The sequence below is a fragment of the Asaia spathodeae NBRC 105894 genome, from assembly GCF_025994195.1.
GTDB classification, from domain to species: domain Bacteria; phylum Pseudomonadota; class Alphaproteobacteria; order Acetobacterales; family Acetobacteraceae; genus Asaia; species Asaia siamensis.
Map to the genome: position 1 here is coordinate 181,793 of NZ_BAPY01000004.1, position 13,805 is coordinate 195,597.

The following is a 13,805-nucleotide window of genomic DNA, read 5'->3' on the forward strand; positions in this document are numbered from 1 at the left end:
TCAGATGGTAGGGAAGAACCATGCTCTTCCCTCTCCCCTCCCATGACACGCTCTATGATGCCCTTGTCGCTCGCGATGCGCGTTACGACGGCAGCGTGTTTGTGTGTGTTGGCACGACCGGTATCTTCTGTCGCCTGACCTGCCCGGCACGCAAGCCGCTCTCCACGAACTGCGTTTTTCGATCCAGCGTGAGAGAATGCCTCGAAGCCGGATTTCGGGCCTGCAAGAGATGCCATCCGCTTCGCAGCGCCACCGCCAATGATCCAGCCGTCGCACGGCTTCTCGCCCTGCTGGAGGCCGAACCGGGGCGACGCTGGAAGGAAAGCGACGTCACCGCGCTTGGCTATGATCTGTCTACGGTTCGACGGAGCTTCAAGCGCTATTTCGACATGACGTTTCTCGACATGGCACGGCAGTATCGCCTGCGAGAGGGCTTCTTGTCCCTGGCCGAGGGTGAGCGAGTCATAAAGGCTCAGCTCGACTCAGGCTTTGATTCGCCCAGCGCCTTCAGGGAGGCTTTTTCGAGACTTCTGGGGGCTGCGCCTGCCAGCCTCAAGCCGGGCGGCTTGCTGCAGGCAAGCTGGGTCCCGACACCGCTGGGCGACATGATTGCCGTCGCCAGCGCAACACATCTCCATCTCCTCGAATTCATCGACCGCAAGGCCCTGCCCGGCGAACTCAAGGCGCTGCAGAAAAACCTCAAGGCGCCTCTCGGCCTCGGCACACCCGCCCCGACAGAACTGGTTCGTGAGGAACTTGCCGCCTATTTTGCCGGGCGTTCGGCGGCGTTTCAGACCCCTCTCGCCCCGCAGGGCACCGGGTTCACCCGCGAGGTGCATCGCCTTTTGCGCGATATCCCTGTCGGGGAGACACGCAGCTATGCTGATATCGCGCGCCAACTTGGCCAGCCGGGCGCCGTGCGGGCCGTCGCGCGCGCCAATGGTGCCAATCAGATTGCCTTGCTGATCCCCTGCCATCGCGTCATCGGCGCCGATGGCAGCCTCACCGGCTATGGTGGCGGCCTTTGGCGCAAGCAACGCCTTATCGAAATCGAGCGATCCCATCGACCATGCTTACAGCCAACTAACGCTGGCTCTTGGTGAGGCCAAGTTGCAACGCATCACACGATTTCCTGACTCCACCGCTAGAATCTGTTGCAAACGTCAATATAACGTGACCAAGCTTTACTGAAACGTTTCAAAGTGTGTTGGAACGCCTGATGCCGCGCTGATGAGCTGACGGGGAAACGAGCTTGAGCGGGTGGAATGAGAAAACGGGGATCGGCTTCCACGAGGGGCGCGCTGATGCGTGTGCGCCTTGTTTACGTCATCGCGATGATGATTTTCTTCATCATCTACAAGGTGCTCGACCCGCTTGGTCTTGAGAGCGCAACGAAGCAGACCTCGGCTGGCTTATTCAACGCTCTCACCACGCCATTTTATGGCGCTCAGAGCCCTGACACACACCGACACGTCGCCGTTGTTGAGGTGAACGACGCAAGCCTCAAACGTTTCGGGACTGCTTTCCCTCTTTCATACGCTCGTCATATTGCCATCCTCAATCAGATGCTCGATGCACATCCCGCTGCGATTTTCGTCGATTTTCGCATGATGCGTGAACTACCAGGCGAGACACTTGAGAGTTTCGCCCCTCTCATCGCCAGAGCTCGCTCGATGAAGGTGCCTCTGCTCTTTGCAAGGGGGGAAGCAGGAGACCTGCAGCCCGCCCTTCCGCCTATTCTCAGACCGCTTCAGGTCTATAGCAATGGACTCGAAACCTCCGGAAGCTACCCCCTCATGGAAGAGGGCATGGAAGCCCGGGAAACAGGAGAAGCTCCTGTTGCAGTAAATCCGGCCTGGGCGCTTTACGATACCTTGTGTCATCAGGCCTGGTCGACGCGTTGTGGAGACGTTCAGGAAGAAGCGTTTACCCGCCCGATGGTTATCAGATGGGGGCTGAGCTCCGATCCCGCGCAGGATATCGTCAGCGACCAATCCGGTTACTGGCAAAACGGCTGTGCCATCTGGAACGAAGGCCCCTGCGCTCGCCTTACTGCAGCCTCACGCCTCGCCCTGACCTATCTGTTTCTGCATTCTCGAGGCAGCGAAAGGCAGTTCGCTTTCTATCCTCTGGTAATTGGCGCAGAGCAACTTGGGCATAGCGGCCGAGGCACACCGTCAGGCAGCCCTGCCCTCGCCACGCTTCTTGCCGATCGCGCGGTATTTTACGGATCCGACATCCGCGATCAGCACGATGATTCCATAGTACCCCTGCTTGGGCGGGTTCCGGGCGTCGTCACTCATGCCATGGCTTTCGACAATCTCGTGACCTATGGCGCGCGCTATTTTCATGAGCCGCCCGAAATGGGACAGATAGGATGGTTACGTCTCGACAAGGCCGAGTTACTTGAGGCGCTCATCTGGCTCGTCTGCAGCGTAGCGCTCGTCATGCGCATGAAACCTGCCCAGCAGAAAGAGCAGTTCGACGTCCTTGCCGCCTCGGGCGCACAGAATAATCACAAGCGTCACGCCAGAACCAGCATACGCAAACGGGCTGTGGCCTGCGCGCTAGGCGCGTTTCTTGTCGTTGCCATACCTTCTTTTCAGAGTGCCACCCGGGCCATGTTGATCGATCAGTTCGTTATCTGGCTGTTCGTGACATTCCTGTTCCTCGGCGCCTGGGCCTTGCCCATGGCACGTGCGGCGCGCGCCGAAAAGGAAGAAAAGGAGCGTGGCCTTCTCTCTCAGTTGTGCTTCCTCGGCAGTCTTTCCGCCATCGGTTTCGCGCTCAACGAAGCAGGCCCCAGATGGCCCAATGCAGACTGGATCGGTCTGCTCCTGCTCTGGCTCGCAGCCGGCGTCGAGGAAGAGGAGGAGCGAAACCGGTTTGTCCAGCCACTTTGCCGACTTCTGAACCGGCTGATCGACCTGCCAGTTTCGATCTACTCGGCAGGACGCCGCGCGCTCTCTCGCCATGCATAGCGAACCGGCTTTGTTTGAAGCAGCCGGTATCCGCGGCGAGAGCATTCTTCACCAGACCTGATGAAAGGAGATATCCATGTCAAACAGGCATTTCGCCCGCAAGCTGACACGTGCAGCTCTCTCTCCCCTCTTGTTTGGCCTGTGCGCGGGCTGGTCCGGCGCTGCCTCGGCTGCAGACGCCCCAGTCATTACAGGGACCTATCACACCCCCTCAATCCAGACCTACGACCATAATGGGCAGCCCCAGACACAGATTGAGGCGGCTTCGCTGACCGGACATCGCATCGTCGCCAAAGACACCGAAACGGACATGCTCGCTGTCGAGACCGATAAGGGACTCGTCTACGTCACTGAAGACTCCGTCGAAGCCAATATCAGGGCAGTCGCACCGACACCCACTCAATGCGTGCAAATCGGCGCAGCCTCTGCCGATGAAATCGGTGGCAGCACCAACAACCTCGGTCGAAATTGCCACGGAAGCTGATTGATGAAACGCCCTGCCCTGCTCTCGACTGCCCTTCTGACAACCCTGGCACTTGCTGCGTGCGACAGCGGAAACGGAGGCGGCATCCCAACCAACGGTCGGCTGATCGACCAGATCCACCCTCCGCAGGATTATGCTCAGTCAACAACTGTGCAAGGCCTGCTGACACCTGCCAACACCCTTGCCTCAGGTGTTATCGAGGCCCCCGAGGTATCGGATTACCCTCAGGCCATCGTAGACCGCCTTCTGGCCTCCTGGTCGGGTCCCCGTCCGGATGCACGCGTATGGCTGACACCCGACACAGCCTTTACCTCAGACGTTTCGGTCGGGGGAGCAATCTTTCTCAACACCGGTTTGATACGCTATTTCCACGATACGCCTGAAATCCAGAAGGAAGATGCGCTCGCCTTCGTTCTCGCCCACGAGCTCTCCCACATCCTTCTGGGGCACACAGCTGCCCAGCGTGAGAGCAAAACACGGAAAGACTACGCTTTCAGTGCCATGAAGTGGGGTTCGGTGATTGGGAGGGCCTCCGCAGGCATCGGTGCAGCTGACGCCGTGTCAAAAGCACTCGTGTCGGCGATGGGTGCCAAGGCATTTCTGGATACCACGCTGTTTCCCTCGTGGTCACGCGGGCAGGAAGAGGAAGCCGATGCACTCGCCGTCGATCTGATGGCACGGGCCGGATACTCTGTAAGTGCTGCAACCGATGTCATGGATGTACTGATCAGTTCCGAAGATCAGGATGTCGCGCATCAGGCACAACTCGAGCAAAAGACTGGCAAGAGTTTCAACGCAGACTCAGTTACCTTCACGGCCAAAGCAGGCGACAACCTCGATGGGGCCATTGTCGATGCCCTCAGAGCCGTAGCGCAGCAGCATCCTCATGCCAGAGAGCGACGACTCGCGCTCGCCGCCTATCTGCGGCAGGCCTATCCCGTTCGTGCTCATGTAGCTCTCGCCCGAAAGCCGCTACAGCATTGGGTGACCAGTTCACCCGTGACGGCTCTCCTCAAGGGGACAGATCAACTGGAGCGGGCCGCATCTCTGATCGGACAGTCACAGTGGGGGCAGGCTCATCAGACACTTGCTCACATCGCGCAACCCGCCTCTGGCAGTGCCTATTATGCACTTATGACCTATCAGGTTGCCGTGCAGACCGGCCAGAAAAACCAGGCAGAAAAGCTGCTTGGCACTGCTGCGGAACGCGATGACGTAACCTTTCCAATTGCTGTCGCATGGGGCAACACCCTGTCTGCTGCAGGCAAGACCGGAGAGGCCGAAACGTACATGGCGAAAGAAGAAGAGGCGATGGGTAATACCGGTTTCCTGCCCTATCGCATCAAGAATGCACGGCAGGCAAAAGACGGCGTCTCCGTGCTCAAACTCAGCGTAATCTGTGAAGGACTGGGAGAGGATAATCTGGCCGGACAATGCTCGGCGATGGAGAAAAACTGATCGCCCTTCTTATCCCTGCCATCGCGTCATAGGCGCCGATGGCAGCCTCACCGGCTATAGTGGCGGCCTGTGGCGCAAGCAACGCCTTCTCGAAATTGAAAGACAGCTCTGCCCTTTGTAAGGGATTTTTGATGGCCTCCCGCAAAAAAGAAAGAAACGGAGCAGTCATGCTTTTATAATGATTGCATATTTGTCCATTTTGATTCCTTTTGACAGTATAGAGACTCCGCCTCCATATTAATGGATACGGCAGCGTATCGTCCTGCCCAAGAATTGATCGGTCACTGATCTGATGAGGCAAAAAAACGTGATAAATTTTCCAACGCCGCCCGCACGCTTTTCTCCGACCGTTCTGAAATTTGGTGGCTTCGCCGTGGGCGCAATCGCGATTATCGCGATACTTAACCCGTTCTATCAGATTTCTTCAGGCTATTGCGGCATTCTGACCAATTTCGGTTCTGTCCAGCCCAGCGCGCTGGAACCCGGTCTGCATATCGTGCTGCCGGTCTATCAAAAGGTCGTTTCTGTTTCGACCCAGCCTCAGACGATTACCTCTCATGAGCAGGCTGCAACGCATGATCTGCAAGATGTGCACACGTCGGTTTCGGTCACATTTCACATCGCCTCTGCCGACGCCCCGGGATTTTTCCGCGATTTCCGCAATCTCGAAACGCTCGCTCATCGTATCATTGAGCCCACAGTGTCGAATGACGTGAAAGCCATCACGGCCAATTACAATGCTGAAGAGCTGATCACGAAGCGTGACCTTGTGGATGGCCAGATCAAGGAACTGATCATCAAATCCCTGCTGCCCTATCATCTGAGCATTGAGTCGGTGAACACGGCCAATTTCGCTTTTTCCCATGCCTATGCACAGGCCATCGAAGCGAAGCAGGTGGCCCAGCAGCAGGCGTTGCAGGCACAATACACCCTGCAGCAGACGCAGATCTCAGCCCAGGCTCAGGTTGTCCAGGCCAAGGCGCAGGCAGACGCGGCTGTTGCCACAGCCCAGGGGCAGGCTCAGGCCCTGCTCGTAACTTCCCAGGCTCAAGCCAAGGCCAATACTTTGGTCTCTCAATCGCTGACCCCTTCCCTGCTCCAGCAAAAAGCGCTGGATCGCTGGACTGGCACAATGCCGACCTATCTGAGCGCAGGCGCCCCGCTGCCCTTTATCGGCACGATGGAGTCAGCCCAGAAATAACCCGCCAGAAGCTTCGACGACCAATAGCTGCGGAGCTTCGAGAAATCCTTCCTTGAGGAAACAGCCCTACCCTTTCAGGGGGGCTGTTCTTCCCTTTGGGTTTTCATCCTGCCCCCAAGGCGACCGGGCAGATCACCCGCCCTCATCGCGACAGAAACGCGGCGGCATGCCGCCGGTCTTCCACGCAATTCATCAACATCACATACTCATCCGGCAACCGCGACGTCCGTCTTGCAGGTGCCAACGCGCGAACTCCTGAACCGCGTCAGATCCTCACAGAAGCCAGGCCTCCAGACATGAAAAAACCGCCCTGTCTTTCGACAGGGCGGCTCTTTCGTAACCTTGATGGAAAGGCGCTGGATCAGAAATCCATATCGCCCATGCCACCCATGCCACCCGGACTACCGGCCGGAGCGGCCTTCTTCTCGGGCTTCTCGGCAACCATGGCTTCCGTCGTGATCAGCAGGCCGGCAACCGAAGCTGCGTCCTGAAGAGCCGTGCGGACGACCTTGGTCGGATCGATGATGCCAGCGGCCACCAGATCCTTGTACTCGCCGTTCTGGGCGTCGAAGCCGTGCGTGTACTCGTTGATCTCGAGCACCTTGCCAGCGATGACAGCGCCATCTTCACCAGCGTTGAACGCGATCTGGCGCAGCGGAGCCTGCAGGGCCTTGCGGATGATGTCCGCACCGACACGCTGGTCGTCGTTCTGGAAAGCCAGATCCTTCAGGGCAACGGAAGCGCGGGCAAGAGCCGTGCCACCACCCGGAACGATGCCTTCTTCAACAGCGGCGCGGGTTGCGTGCAGCGCGTCATCAACGCGATCCTTGCGCTCCTTCACCTCGACTTCGGTGCTGCCACCGACGCGGATGACGGCGACGCCACCAGCCAGCTTGGCCAGACGTTCCTGCAGCTTCTCGCGGTCGTAGTCCGAGGTGGTTTCCTCGATCTGCGCGCGGATCTGTGCACAACGGCCCTTGATGTCGTCCGTGTTACCGGCGCCTTCAACGATCGTGGTGTTTTCCTTCTCGATATGCACCTTCTTGGCGCGACCGAGCATGTCGAGCGTAACCGTCTCGAGCTTGATGCCGATGTCTTCGCTGATGACCTGGCCGCCCGTCAGGATGGCGATGTCTTCCAGCATGGCCTTGCGGCGGTCGCCGAAGCCAGGAGCCTTGACGGCAGCAATCTTGAGGCCACCACGCAGCTTGTTGACGACCAGCGTGGCAAGAGCCTCGCCATCGACGTCTTCTGCGATGATCATGAGCGGACGACCGGACTGCACAACGCTCTCGAGCAGCGGCAGCATCGGCTGAAGCGAGGACAGCTTCTTTTCATGGATCAGGATGTAGGGGTTATCCAGATCCGCCATCATCTTTTCGGCGTTCGTCACGAAATACGGCGAGATGTAGCCACGGTCGAACTGCATGCCCTCGACGACGTCGAGTTCGGTGTGCAGGCCCTTGGCTTCCTCAACCGTGATCACGCCTTCGGAACCAACCTTCTGCATGGCCTGCGAGATCATCTCGCCGATTTCATGCTCGCCATTGGCCGAGATCGTGCCGACCTGAGCCGTTTCGGCCGGGGTCGTGATCTTGCGGGTATTTGCCTTCAGCTCTTCAACAACGGCCGTAACAGCCTTGTCGATGCCGCGCTTAAGATCCATCGGGTTCATGCCAGCGGCAACAGCCTTGGCGCCCTCACGGATGATGGCCTGGGCCAGAACGGTCGCGGTGGTCGTGCCGTCACCAGCGATATCGTTGGTCTTCGAGGCCACTTCGCGCACCATCTGGGCGCCCATGTTCTCGAACTTGTCGGCCAGTTCGATTTCCTTGGCGACGGAAACGCCGTCCTTGGTGATGCGCGGTGCGCCGAAGCTCTTGTCCAGAACAACGTTACGACCCTTCGGGCCGAGCGTGACCTTCACAGCGTCAGCAAGGATATCAACGCCGCGCAGCATGCGCTGGCGTGCGTCAGCGCCGAATCTTACGTCTTTGGCAGCCATAGTCTTATCTCCAGTAGAGGTTCAGTTTGCGATAACGGGGAGGCTGGAAAATCAGCCGATCACACCCATGATGTCGCTTTCCTTCATGATCAGCAGCTCTTCGCCATTGATCTTCACCTCGGTGCCGGACCACTTGCCGAACAGCACACGGTCGCCAGCCTTGACGTCCAGTGCCACGAGCTGACCCTGCTCATTACGGGCGCCCGAACCTACGGAGACGACTTCGCCTTCCATCGGCTTTTCCTTGGCGGTGTCCGGAATGATGATGCCACCGGCCGTCTTCTGCTCGCCTTCAAGGCGACGAACGACGACACGGTCATGCAAAGGCCGAAAATTTGTCATTATGGATCGCTCCACTTTTCTCTAAGGCGGCGTCCTTGCTCAAAAGCAACGCCGCCGGTTTGCGCGCCCGCTTAGCCGCAGCGCGTTAGCACTCCCGATACGAGAGTGCCAAAGAGGTAGGAGAGCCCTCGCCTATCGTCAAGTGTCGTCGTCGGGACAAATGCTGTTTTTCATCGAAGCGTCACTCGCGTTTTGCTGGCTGTCGAGCCTCGCGCCATCAAGTTCGCGTGTCAGACGGCTGCTTTCGGCTTCAGACTTCAGGCGCTCCCCCCGGGTGCGACCGAACAGGGCCCGGTTTTCCTCGGCCTTGCGAGCATCCTTCTCGCGCGCCAGACGTTTGCGCACTCGACGCAGATTGACGATTTCAGTCATGGTGATCGTTGATCCTGCCTTTGAGCGAACAAGAAAGAAGGAGGGTCGGTCCATGGGACGCCTGATATCCCTTACTGCCTCGGACACCCATCATTTCGCAGCCTACGAGGCAGGAGAGCCAACCGCCAGTCGCGCACTGGTCGTGGTGCAGGAAATTTTCGGCCTGACGGACCATATCCGTGCTGTCTGCGACGAACTGGCTGACAGGCACGGCTATCATGTCATTGCGCCGGCCTTGTTCGACCGAGCCAGACGCGACGCAGTTCTGCCTTATGATGGCGAGGGCATTCAGACAGGCCTCGATTTGCGCGCCCGGATCAGCCCTGACGGACTTCTGGCCGATGTTACGGCCAGTGCCCATGCCCTCAACCGCCACGGCCATCAGAAGGTCGGCATTCTTGGCTTCTGCTGGGGAGGACTGGTGGCATGGGAAGCCGCCACGCGCACGCGTGAATTTGCCGCCGCCGCCGCCTGGTATGGGGGCGGTATTGCCGCTTTGAGCCATGAGAAGCCCCATTGCCCGGTTCAGCTCCATTTCGGTGGCGAGGATGACCATATCCCACATACCGATATCAACACCATTCGCGAGAACCGGCCCGAGGTCGAGATCTTTGTCTATGACGATGCTGGGCATGGTTTCGGCTGTGACGACCGCCCGAGTTTCAACAAGTACGCCCGCGACCTCGCCCATGAGCGCAGCATGGCGTTTTTTGCCACCCATCTCTGATAACCGAAAGCGCGACAATGTCTGCAGATAAAACACCCGTAAATCCGCTGGTCGACAGCCCCGAGCGCGACGCCCGTATCAAGGCCAAGGCGCAGGAACTCTGGGAGGCGGATGGCAAGCCCGGCTGCGGCGCCGACGCCTATCTTGAGAACGCATCGGAGATCATCGGTATGGAGGAGAATCCTCATGCCGGTGAAATTCCGGTCAAGGATCTGCCAGAGCCTAAATTTGCCGATGTTCAGGTGGAAAATGCGGAAATCCAGAAGAATCTGGGGGAGTTTCCTGAAAGACAGACCGATCAGGGCGACCGCGAGCACTTCCCCGAGAAAGAAAACGAGTCGTCCTGACAGATCAGGAGCAGGGATAAAGGCTCGGATGCCTTTATCCACACCGCTGCAGCTTTTTAGCGCAGCACGCGCCCGGCGACGGCATCGAGCTTGTCGAGAAGCTGACGATCACGAGATCCTGGCGCCGTGATGATAGCGTGATCGAGAGCGCGCTCGGCGCCTGAGGGGCAGAGACCGCGCTTGCGTCCGAGCTCCGGAATGATCGCCTTGACCAGCGCACGCGCCTTGGCAGCATTCTGCGTCATGACGGCAACGACGGCGTCCACAGTCACCGAGTCATGGTCGTCGTGCCAGCAATCATAATCGGTCACCATGGCGATGCTCGCATAGCACATCTCGGCTTCACGAGCGAGCTTGGCCTCCGGCATGTTGGTCATGCCGATTACCGAACAGCCCCACTGGCGGTACAATTCGCTTTCGGCGCGGGTGGAGAATTGCGGCCCTTCCATCACCAGATAGGTCCCGCCACGCACCATCTCGACGCCGATCTTTGCGGCCTGCTCGGCAATCACGTCACCCATACGGGCAGAAACCGGGTCAGCCATACCCACATGAGCCACGCAGCCACGACCGAAAAAGCTCTTTTCGCGAGCGAATGAGCGGTCGATGAACTGGTCAACCAGCACGAACTGGCCCGGCGGCAGGTCTTCACGCAGCGAGCCCACTGCGGAAAGAGAGACGATATCGGTCACACCGGAGCGCTTCAGCGCGTCGATATTGGCGCGGAAATTCAGCTCTGACGGGGGGATGGGATGCCCACGGCCATGACGCGGCAGGAATACGCAGCGCACACCATTCAGGCGGCCGAAAAGCAGCTCATCGGAAGGCTCGCCCCAGGGGGTCTCGACCCGACGCCATTCCTTCTCTTCCAGCCCGTCGATATCATAGAGTCCCGAACCGCCGATAAGGCCGATTACAGGCTCGATTGTCACGTCTTCAGTCATGCAAAGCTGCCTTCTCGCATTGTCGCCAACAGAATGCTCAGGAACACCAGATTGACACGGTTCGCAACCTGTCAGTGTTTTCATGCGCGCTGTCATGGTTTCGATCGGCCGGTTTTGCTATAGGCTCCATCACTCAGGCTGGCGGAAGACCGGCTGGAACAGAATGTGGAGCTTGCGATGAGCGAGACCTTGGATCCGAAGACATTCGGCACCCTCATTCGTGATCATGTGCCCCATGACTCTTTTAAAGAGACAGCACGGCACTGGTTCGAGACCCTGCGCGACAGGATCTGCGCCTCCTATGAGGCGATCGAAGACGAGGCAGTCGCGAAGAACTCCCCCGTACTGCGCGACAAGACCGAGGCCGGTCGCTTCGAACGCACAGCCTGGGACAGAAGCGAAGACACGAACAGCAATCTGCATGGCAGCGGTGTCATGTCGGTCATGCGCGGACGTGTGTTCGAGAAGGTCGGCGTCAATGTCTCGACGGTCTGGGGTGAGTTCTCGCCGGAATTCCGCAAGAGCATGCCCGGTGCCGATGTCGATCCGCGCTTTTTCGCTACCGGCATCTCGCTGGTCGCCCATCCATGCAACCCGCATGTGAGCGCTGCGCATTTCAATACGCGCATGATCATCACGAGCAATGGCTGGTTTGGGGGCGGTGGCGACATCACGCCAATCTTCCCCGATAGCGAGGAAGCCAAGGCGGATGCAGCAGATTTCCACAAGACGTTTCGCGATGCCTGCATGCGTCACGACCCCGCTTATTACGAGCGGTTCAAGGCCTGGTGCGACGAGTATTTCTACCTGCATCACCGCAGTGAACCGCGCGGACTGGGCGGCATTTTCTACGACCATTTCGACAGCGGCGACGTTCAGAACGACTTTGCCTTCACCAAGGATGTCGGGCTTGCCTTCTACGAGGCCTATCCCCGCGCCGTACGTGCCCGCATGATGCAGCCCTGGACCGAAGCCGAGCGCGATGCGCAGCTCATTCGCAGAGGGCGATATGTCGAGTTCAATCTTATCCACGACCGTGGTACGGTGTTCGGGCTCAAGACTGGCGGCAATACCGAAGCCATTCTGATGAGCATGCCCCCAGAGGTGAAATGGCCCTGATCGAGGGGTCACTATTTAGCCGCAATCGTCTGGCTTAACGCCCAGGCCGGACGATCTGGCGGTAAAGGGAAAGAAGTGCGTACGAAGCTAATGCCTTTCACGGCCGGTCGATCCCTGACACGTCGTACACTACTTTCCGCCCTTGCCGCCTCCAATCTGGCCGCCATCTGCCCTGCCCGCGCCTGGGAAGACGATGAGCGCGCCGAGGCCGCGTCTTCTGCCATCGATGCCCCCAAACTGATCATCGGTGGCGGTCCGGATTCCCTGCCGGGTCAGGTAGCACCCATTCTGGCCACGGCGCTGGCGAAAGGCCTCGCCGCGCCCTCTCCGATTGCCACCCATTACGATCTCGGGCGCGATGGCGTTACCGCGGCCAATCTGTTCGACACAGTCAGTCCCGAGGCCGATGGCGGCACGACCATTCTGGCTCCTGGCGCTGCCCTGATCGCATCACTCGCCGGGGATGGGCGTGTTCATTTCGACTTTTCCCGCTGGGCCGCCCTTATCATGGCGCGCCGTCCGGTGGTCACCATTGCCCGCGCCGAACTGCACCGCACGATCCGCTCGCGCCTGAGCGGGCTTTTTCATGATCGGCCGGTGCGGCTTGCGGTTTCTCACCCAACCGGGGTCGAACTCGCGAGCCTGCTGGGACTATCGCTTCTCGGACTGCATCCCTTGCCGGTTTCCGGTTATGCAACCAAGAAGGCGGCCCTCGACGCGCTCAAGAATGGCGATGTCGATGCGGTCCAGCTGACACCGGGCCCGGGCGACGACCTGTCAGCCGATATCGCCTCGGCACCTCAGGGTATCAAGCCTATATTCTACTCTGGCCCCGTCATCCCTGGTGTGCCCGATTTCGAGGCAACCTATCTGATGGCGCGTGGCCATGCGCCGAGTGGCGCCCTGTATCAATCCTGGCTCGCTGTCGCCAATGCCGCTGCATCGGCCCTTGTGCTTGCCCTGCCCATGCTGACCCCGCCTCTGGCAGTGGCACGCTGGCGTCATGCGGCGCAGGAAGCGGTCAATGATCCTGCGCTCAAAAGCTGGAATGACAGCCAGCATCTCACAATAACGGCGGGTGCTGATGCAGCGCCGCTTCTCAATCAGCTCGAGCCTGAACTGACGGCGCTGCTGGCGCTGCGTCGCTGGATCAACAACAACCAGCCGAGATGGCGCCAGGGTCAGGAAACGCGTCCTACCTGAGTATGGAGCGCAGGGTTCAGACCCGGTTACGCGCCCGGAGCAGGATACGCACGGCGCCCTTGTTCCGCTTATGCGTATGAACAACGGCCAGAACCAGCGGGCGCAAATCACCACGCTCGAGCCAGTGAGGGAGTTCCTGGCGAATTACCCCCCCTTCCTGCCCGCTGCCCAGCCCGGTAATCACCTCGACGCACCGTATGCCCTGGGCGCTGCTGGCATGCAGGAAGTGGTGGAATTTATGGAAAGCATCCTGTGCAAAATGCCCGTGAAGATCCAGACGCTTTTGCGGCTTCATCTTGCCACTGGCGAGGGCATTCCATGACGTCGTATCTAGGCCAGGCTGTCGCCCATTGATTTCGAGCCGGTCCTGAACACGAGCGGGCCTTGAGAGCGTGGCTGCGGGCCTCAGAACCTCTCTCACCCGCAGGATCTTCTGCGTTGCTGCTTCGTCCACCGCCCCACTCTGGACCGGAGCAGCAGACAGGCCAGTCGCAACCTTCTGCACCGTGCCTCGCCTCTTGCGCGCGGACGAAAGCTGATGCCCCCGCATGGGCAGGATCGATCGGGTGAAAGCCTTCCAGAGACTTTCTTCCTCGGCACTCAGATCGCGTCGGAACACGGT

At 59.3% G+C, this 13,805-nt stretch carries 15 protein-coding genes; 10 read left to right on the forward strand and 5 right to left on the reverse strand.

All coding sequences use genetic code 11. The features are described from left to right. The first annotated feature begins 20 nt into the window (after positions 1 to 20). From AA105894_RS04360 to AA105894_RS04385, 6 genes are all read left to right on the forward strand, one after another. Positions 21 to 1,103 carry a bifunctional transcriptional activator/DNA repair enzyme AdaA gene (locus AA105894_RS04360; RefSeq protein WP_267310646.1) on the forward strand — a complete coding sequence of 361 codons (1,083 nt, stop codon included), beginning with the start codon at positions 21 to 23 and terminating at the stop codon, positions 1,101 to 1,103. A gap of 201 nt (positions 1,104 to 1,304) precedes the next feature. Further along, complete coding sequence (locus AA105894_RS04365; RefSeq protein WP_267310647.1) at positions 1,305 to 2,981, forward strand: CHASE2 domain-containing protein; 1,677 nt, start codon at positions 1,305 to 1,307, stop codon at positions 2,979 to 2,981. A 76-nt stretch (positions 2,982 to 3,057) separates the two neighbouring features. Beyond that, positions 3,058 to 3,465 (forward strand): hypothetical protein, encoded by a 408-nt coding sequence (locus AA105894_RS04370; protein WP_267310648.1) that lies wholly within the window; start codon positions 3,058 to 3,060, stop codon positions 3,463 to 3,465. 3 nt (positions 3,466 to 3,468) lie between these two features. Beyond that, entirely contained in the window at positions 3,469 to 4,923 is a 1,455-nt protein-coding gene (locus AA105894_RS04375; RefSeq protein ID WP_267310649.1) for a M48 family metallopeptidase, read from the forward strand. Next, positions 4,865 to 5,044, forward strand: coding sequence for an MGMT family protein (locus AA105894_RS15920; protein ID WP_304500466.1), 180 nt, complete (start codon positions 4,865 to 4,867; stop codon positions 5,042 to 5,044). Before AA105894_RS04375 ends, AA105894_RS15920 begins: the two co-directional genes overlap by 59 nt. Positions 5,045 to 5,230: 186 nt before the next feature. Beyond that, positions 5,231 to 6,124 carry a prohibitin family protein gene (locus AA105894_RS04385; RefSeq protein WP_188425209.1) on the forward strand — a complete coding sequence of 298 codons (894 nt, stop codon included), beginning with the start codon at positions 5,231 to 5,233 and terminating at the stop codon, positions 6,122 to 6,124. Positions 6,125 to 6,485: 361 nt separating this feature from the next. Here the strand turns inward: AA105894_RS04385 and groL are convergent, their stop codons facing one another. The 3 genes from groL to AA105894_RS04400 form a co-directional block, all read right to left on the reverse strand. Next, on the reverse strand, positions 6,486 to 8,129 hold the full coding sequence (gene groL / locus AA105894_RS04390; RefSeq protein WP_267310650.1) for a chaperonin GroEL: 1,644 nt from the start codon (positions 8,127 to 8,129) through the stop codon (positions 6,486 to 6,488). Positions 8,130 to 8,180: 51 nt separating this feature from the next. Beyond that, positions 8,181 to 8,471 carry a co-chaperone GroES gene (gene groES, locus AA105894_RS04395; protein WP_127101220.1) on the reverse strand — a complete coding sequence of 97 codons (291 nt, stop codon included), beginning with the start codon at positions 8,469 to 8,471 and terminating at the stop codon, positions 8,181 to 8,183. A 138-nt stretch (positions 8,472 to 8,609) separates the two neighbouring features. Further along, entirely contained in the window at positions 8,610 to 8,843 is a 234-nt protein-coding gene (locus AA105894_RS04400) for a DUF4169 family protein (RefSeq protein ID WP_267310651.1), read from the reverse strand. 52 nt (positions 8,844 to 8,895) lie between these two features. On the opposite strand from AA105894_RS04400, the gene AA105894_RS04405 reads away from it, so the two are divergent. Further along, the gene (locus tag AA105894_RS04405) at positions 8,896 to 9,570 is read left to right on the forward strand and encodes a dienelactone hydrolase family protein (RefSeq protein WP_267310652.1); all 675 of its coding nucleotides are present in this window, start codon (positions 8,896 to 8,898) and stop codon (positions 9,568 to 9,570) included. Between the two features lie 17 nt (positions 9,571 to 9,587). Next, entirely contained in the window at positions 9,588 to 9,917 is a 330-nt protein-coding gene (locus AA105894_RS04410; RefSeq protein WP_267310653.1) for a DUF2934 domain-containing protein, read from the forward strand. 56 nt (positions 9,918 to 9,973) lie between these two features. Here AA105894_RS04410 and AA105894_RS04415 read toward each other — a convergent pair whose 3' ends face one another. Next, positions 9,974 to 10,861, reverse strand: coding sequence for an S-methyl-5'-thioadenosine phosphorylase (locus tag AA105894_RS04415; protein ID WP_267310654.1), 888 nt, complete (start codon positions 10,859 to 10,861; stop codon positions 9,974 to 9,976). A 177-nt stretch (positions 10,862 to 11,038) separates the two neighbouring features. Here AA105894_RS04415 and hemF point away from each other — a divergent pair, with 177 nt between their 5' ends. Together hemF and AA105894_RS04425 are read left to right on the forward strand one after the other, a co-directional pair. Continuing rightward, the gene (gene hemF, locus AA105894_RS04420) at positions 11,039 to 11,980 is read left to right on the forward strand and encodes an oxygen-dependent coproporphyrinogen oxidase (protein WP_188425203.1); all 942 of its coding nucleotides are present in this window, start codon (positions 11,039 to 11,041) and stop codon (positions 11,978 to 11,980) included. A 75-nt stretch (positions 11,981 to 12,055) separates the two neighbouring features. Beyond that, entirely contained in the window at positions 12,056 to 13,183 is a 1,128-nt protein-coding gene (locus AA105894_RS04425; protein WP_188425202.1) for a hypothetical protein, read from the forward strand. A gap of 16 nt (positions 13,184 to 13,199) precedes the next feature. Here the strand turns inward: AA105894_RS04425 and AA105894_RS04430 are convergent, their stop codons facing one another. Continuing rightward, the gene (locus AA105894_RS04430; RefSeq protein ID WP_267310655.1) at positions 13,200 to 13,802 is read right to left on the reverse strand and encodes a Smr/MutS family protein; all 603 of its coding nucleotides are present in this window, start codon (positions 13,800 to 13,802) and stop codon (positions 13,200 to 13,202) included. Positions 13,803 to 13,805: the final 3 nt, after the last annotated feature.

What these genes read in the sequence shown, in the direction of transcription:
- AA105894_RS04360 (WP_267310646.1), top strand. Translation starts at nt 21, where the DNA reads ATGCTCTTCCCTCTCCCCTCCCATGACACGCTCTATGATGCCCTTGTC.
- AA105894_RS04365 (WP_267310647.1), top strand. Translation starts at nt 1,305, where the DNA reads ATGCGTGTGCGCCTTGTTTACGTCATCGCGATGATGATTTTCTTCATC.
- AA105894_RS04370 (WP_267310648.1), top strand. Translation starts at nt 3,058, where the DNA reads ATGTCAAACAGGCATTTCGCCCGCAAGCTGACACGTGCAGCTCTCTCT.
- AA105894_RS04375 (WP_267310649.1), top strand. Translation starts at nt 3,469, where the DNA reads ATGAAACGCCCTGCCCTGCTCTCGACTGCCCTTCTGACAACCCTGGCA.
- groL (WP_267310650.1), bottom strand. Translation starts at nt 8,129, where the DNA reads ATGGCTGCCAAAGACGTAAGATTCGGCGCTGACGCACGCCAGCGCATG.
- groES (WP_127101220.1), bottom strand. Translation starts at nt 8,471, where the DNA reads ATGACAAATTTTCGGCCTTTGCATGACCGTGTCGTCGTTCGTCGCCTT.
- AA105894_RS04400 (WP_267310651.1), bottom strand. Translation starts at nt 8,843, where the DNA reads ATGACTGAAATCGTCAATCTGCGTCGAGTGCGCAAACGTCTGGCGCGC.
- AA105894_RS04405 (WP_267310652.1), top strand. Translation starts at nt 8,896, where the DNA reads ATGGGACGCCTGATATCCCTTACTGCCTCGGACACCCATCATTTCGCA.
- AA105894_RS04410 (WP_267310653.1), top strand. Translation starts at nt 9,588, where the DNA reads ATGTCTGCAGATAAAACACCCGTAAATCCGCTGGTCGACAGCCCCGAG.
- AA105894_RS04415 (WP_267310654.1), bottom strand. Translation starts at nt 10,861, where the DNA reads ATGACTGAAGACGTGACAATCGAGCCTGTAATCGGCCTTATCGGCGGT.
- hemF (WP_188425203.1), top strand. Translation starts at nt 11,039, where the DNA reads ATGAGCGAGACCTTGGATCCGAAGACATTCGGCACCCTCATTCGTGAT.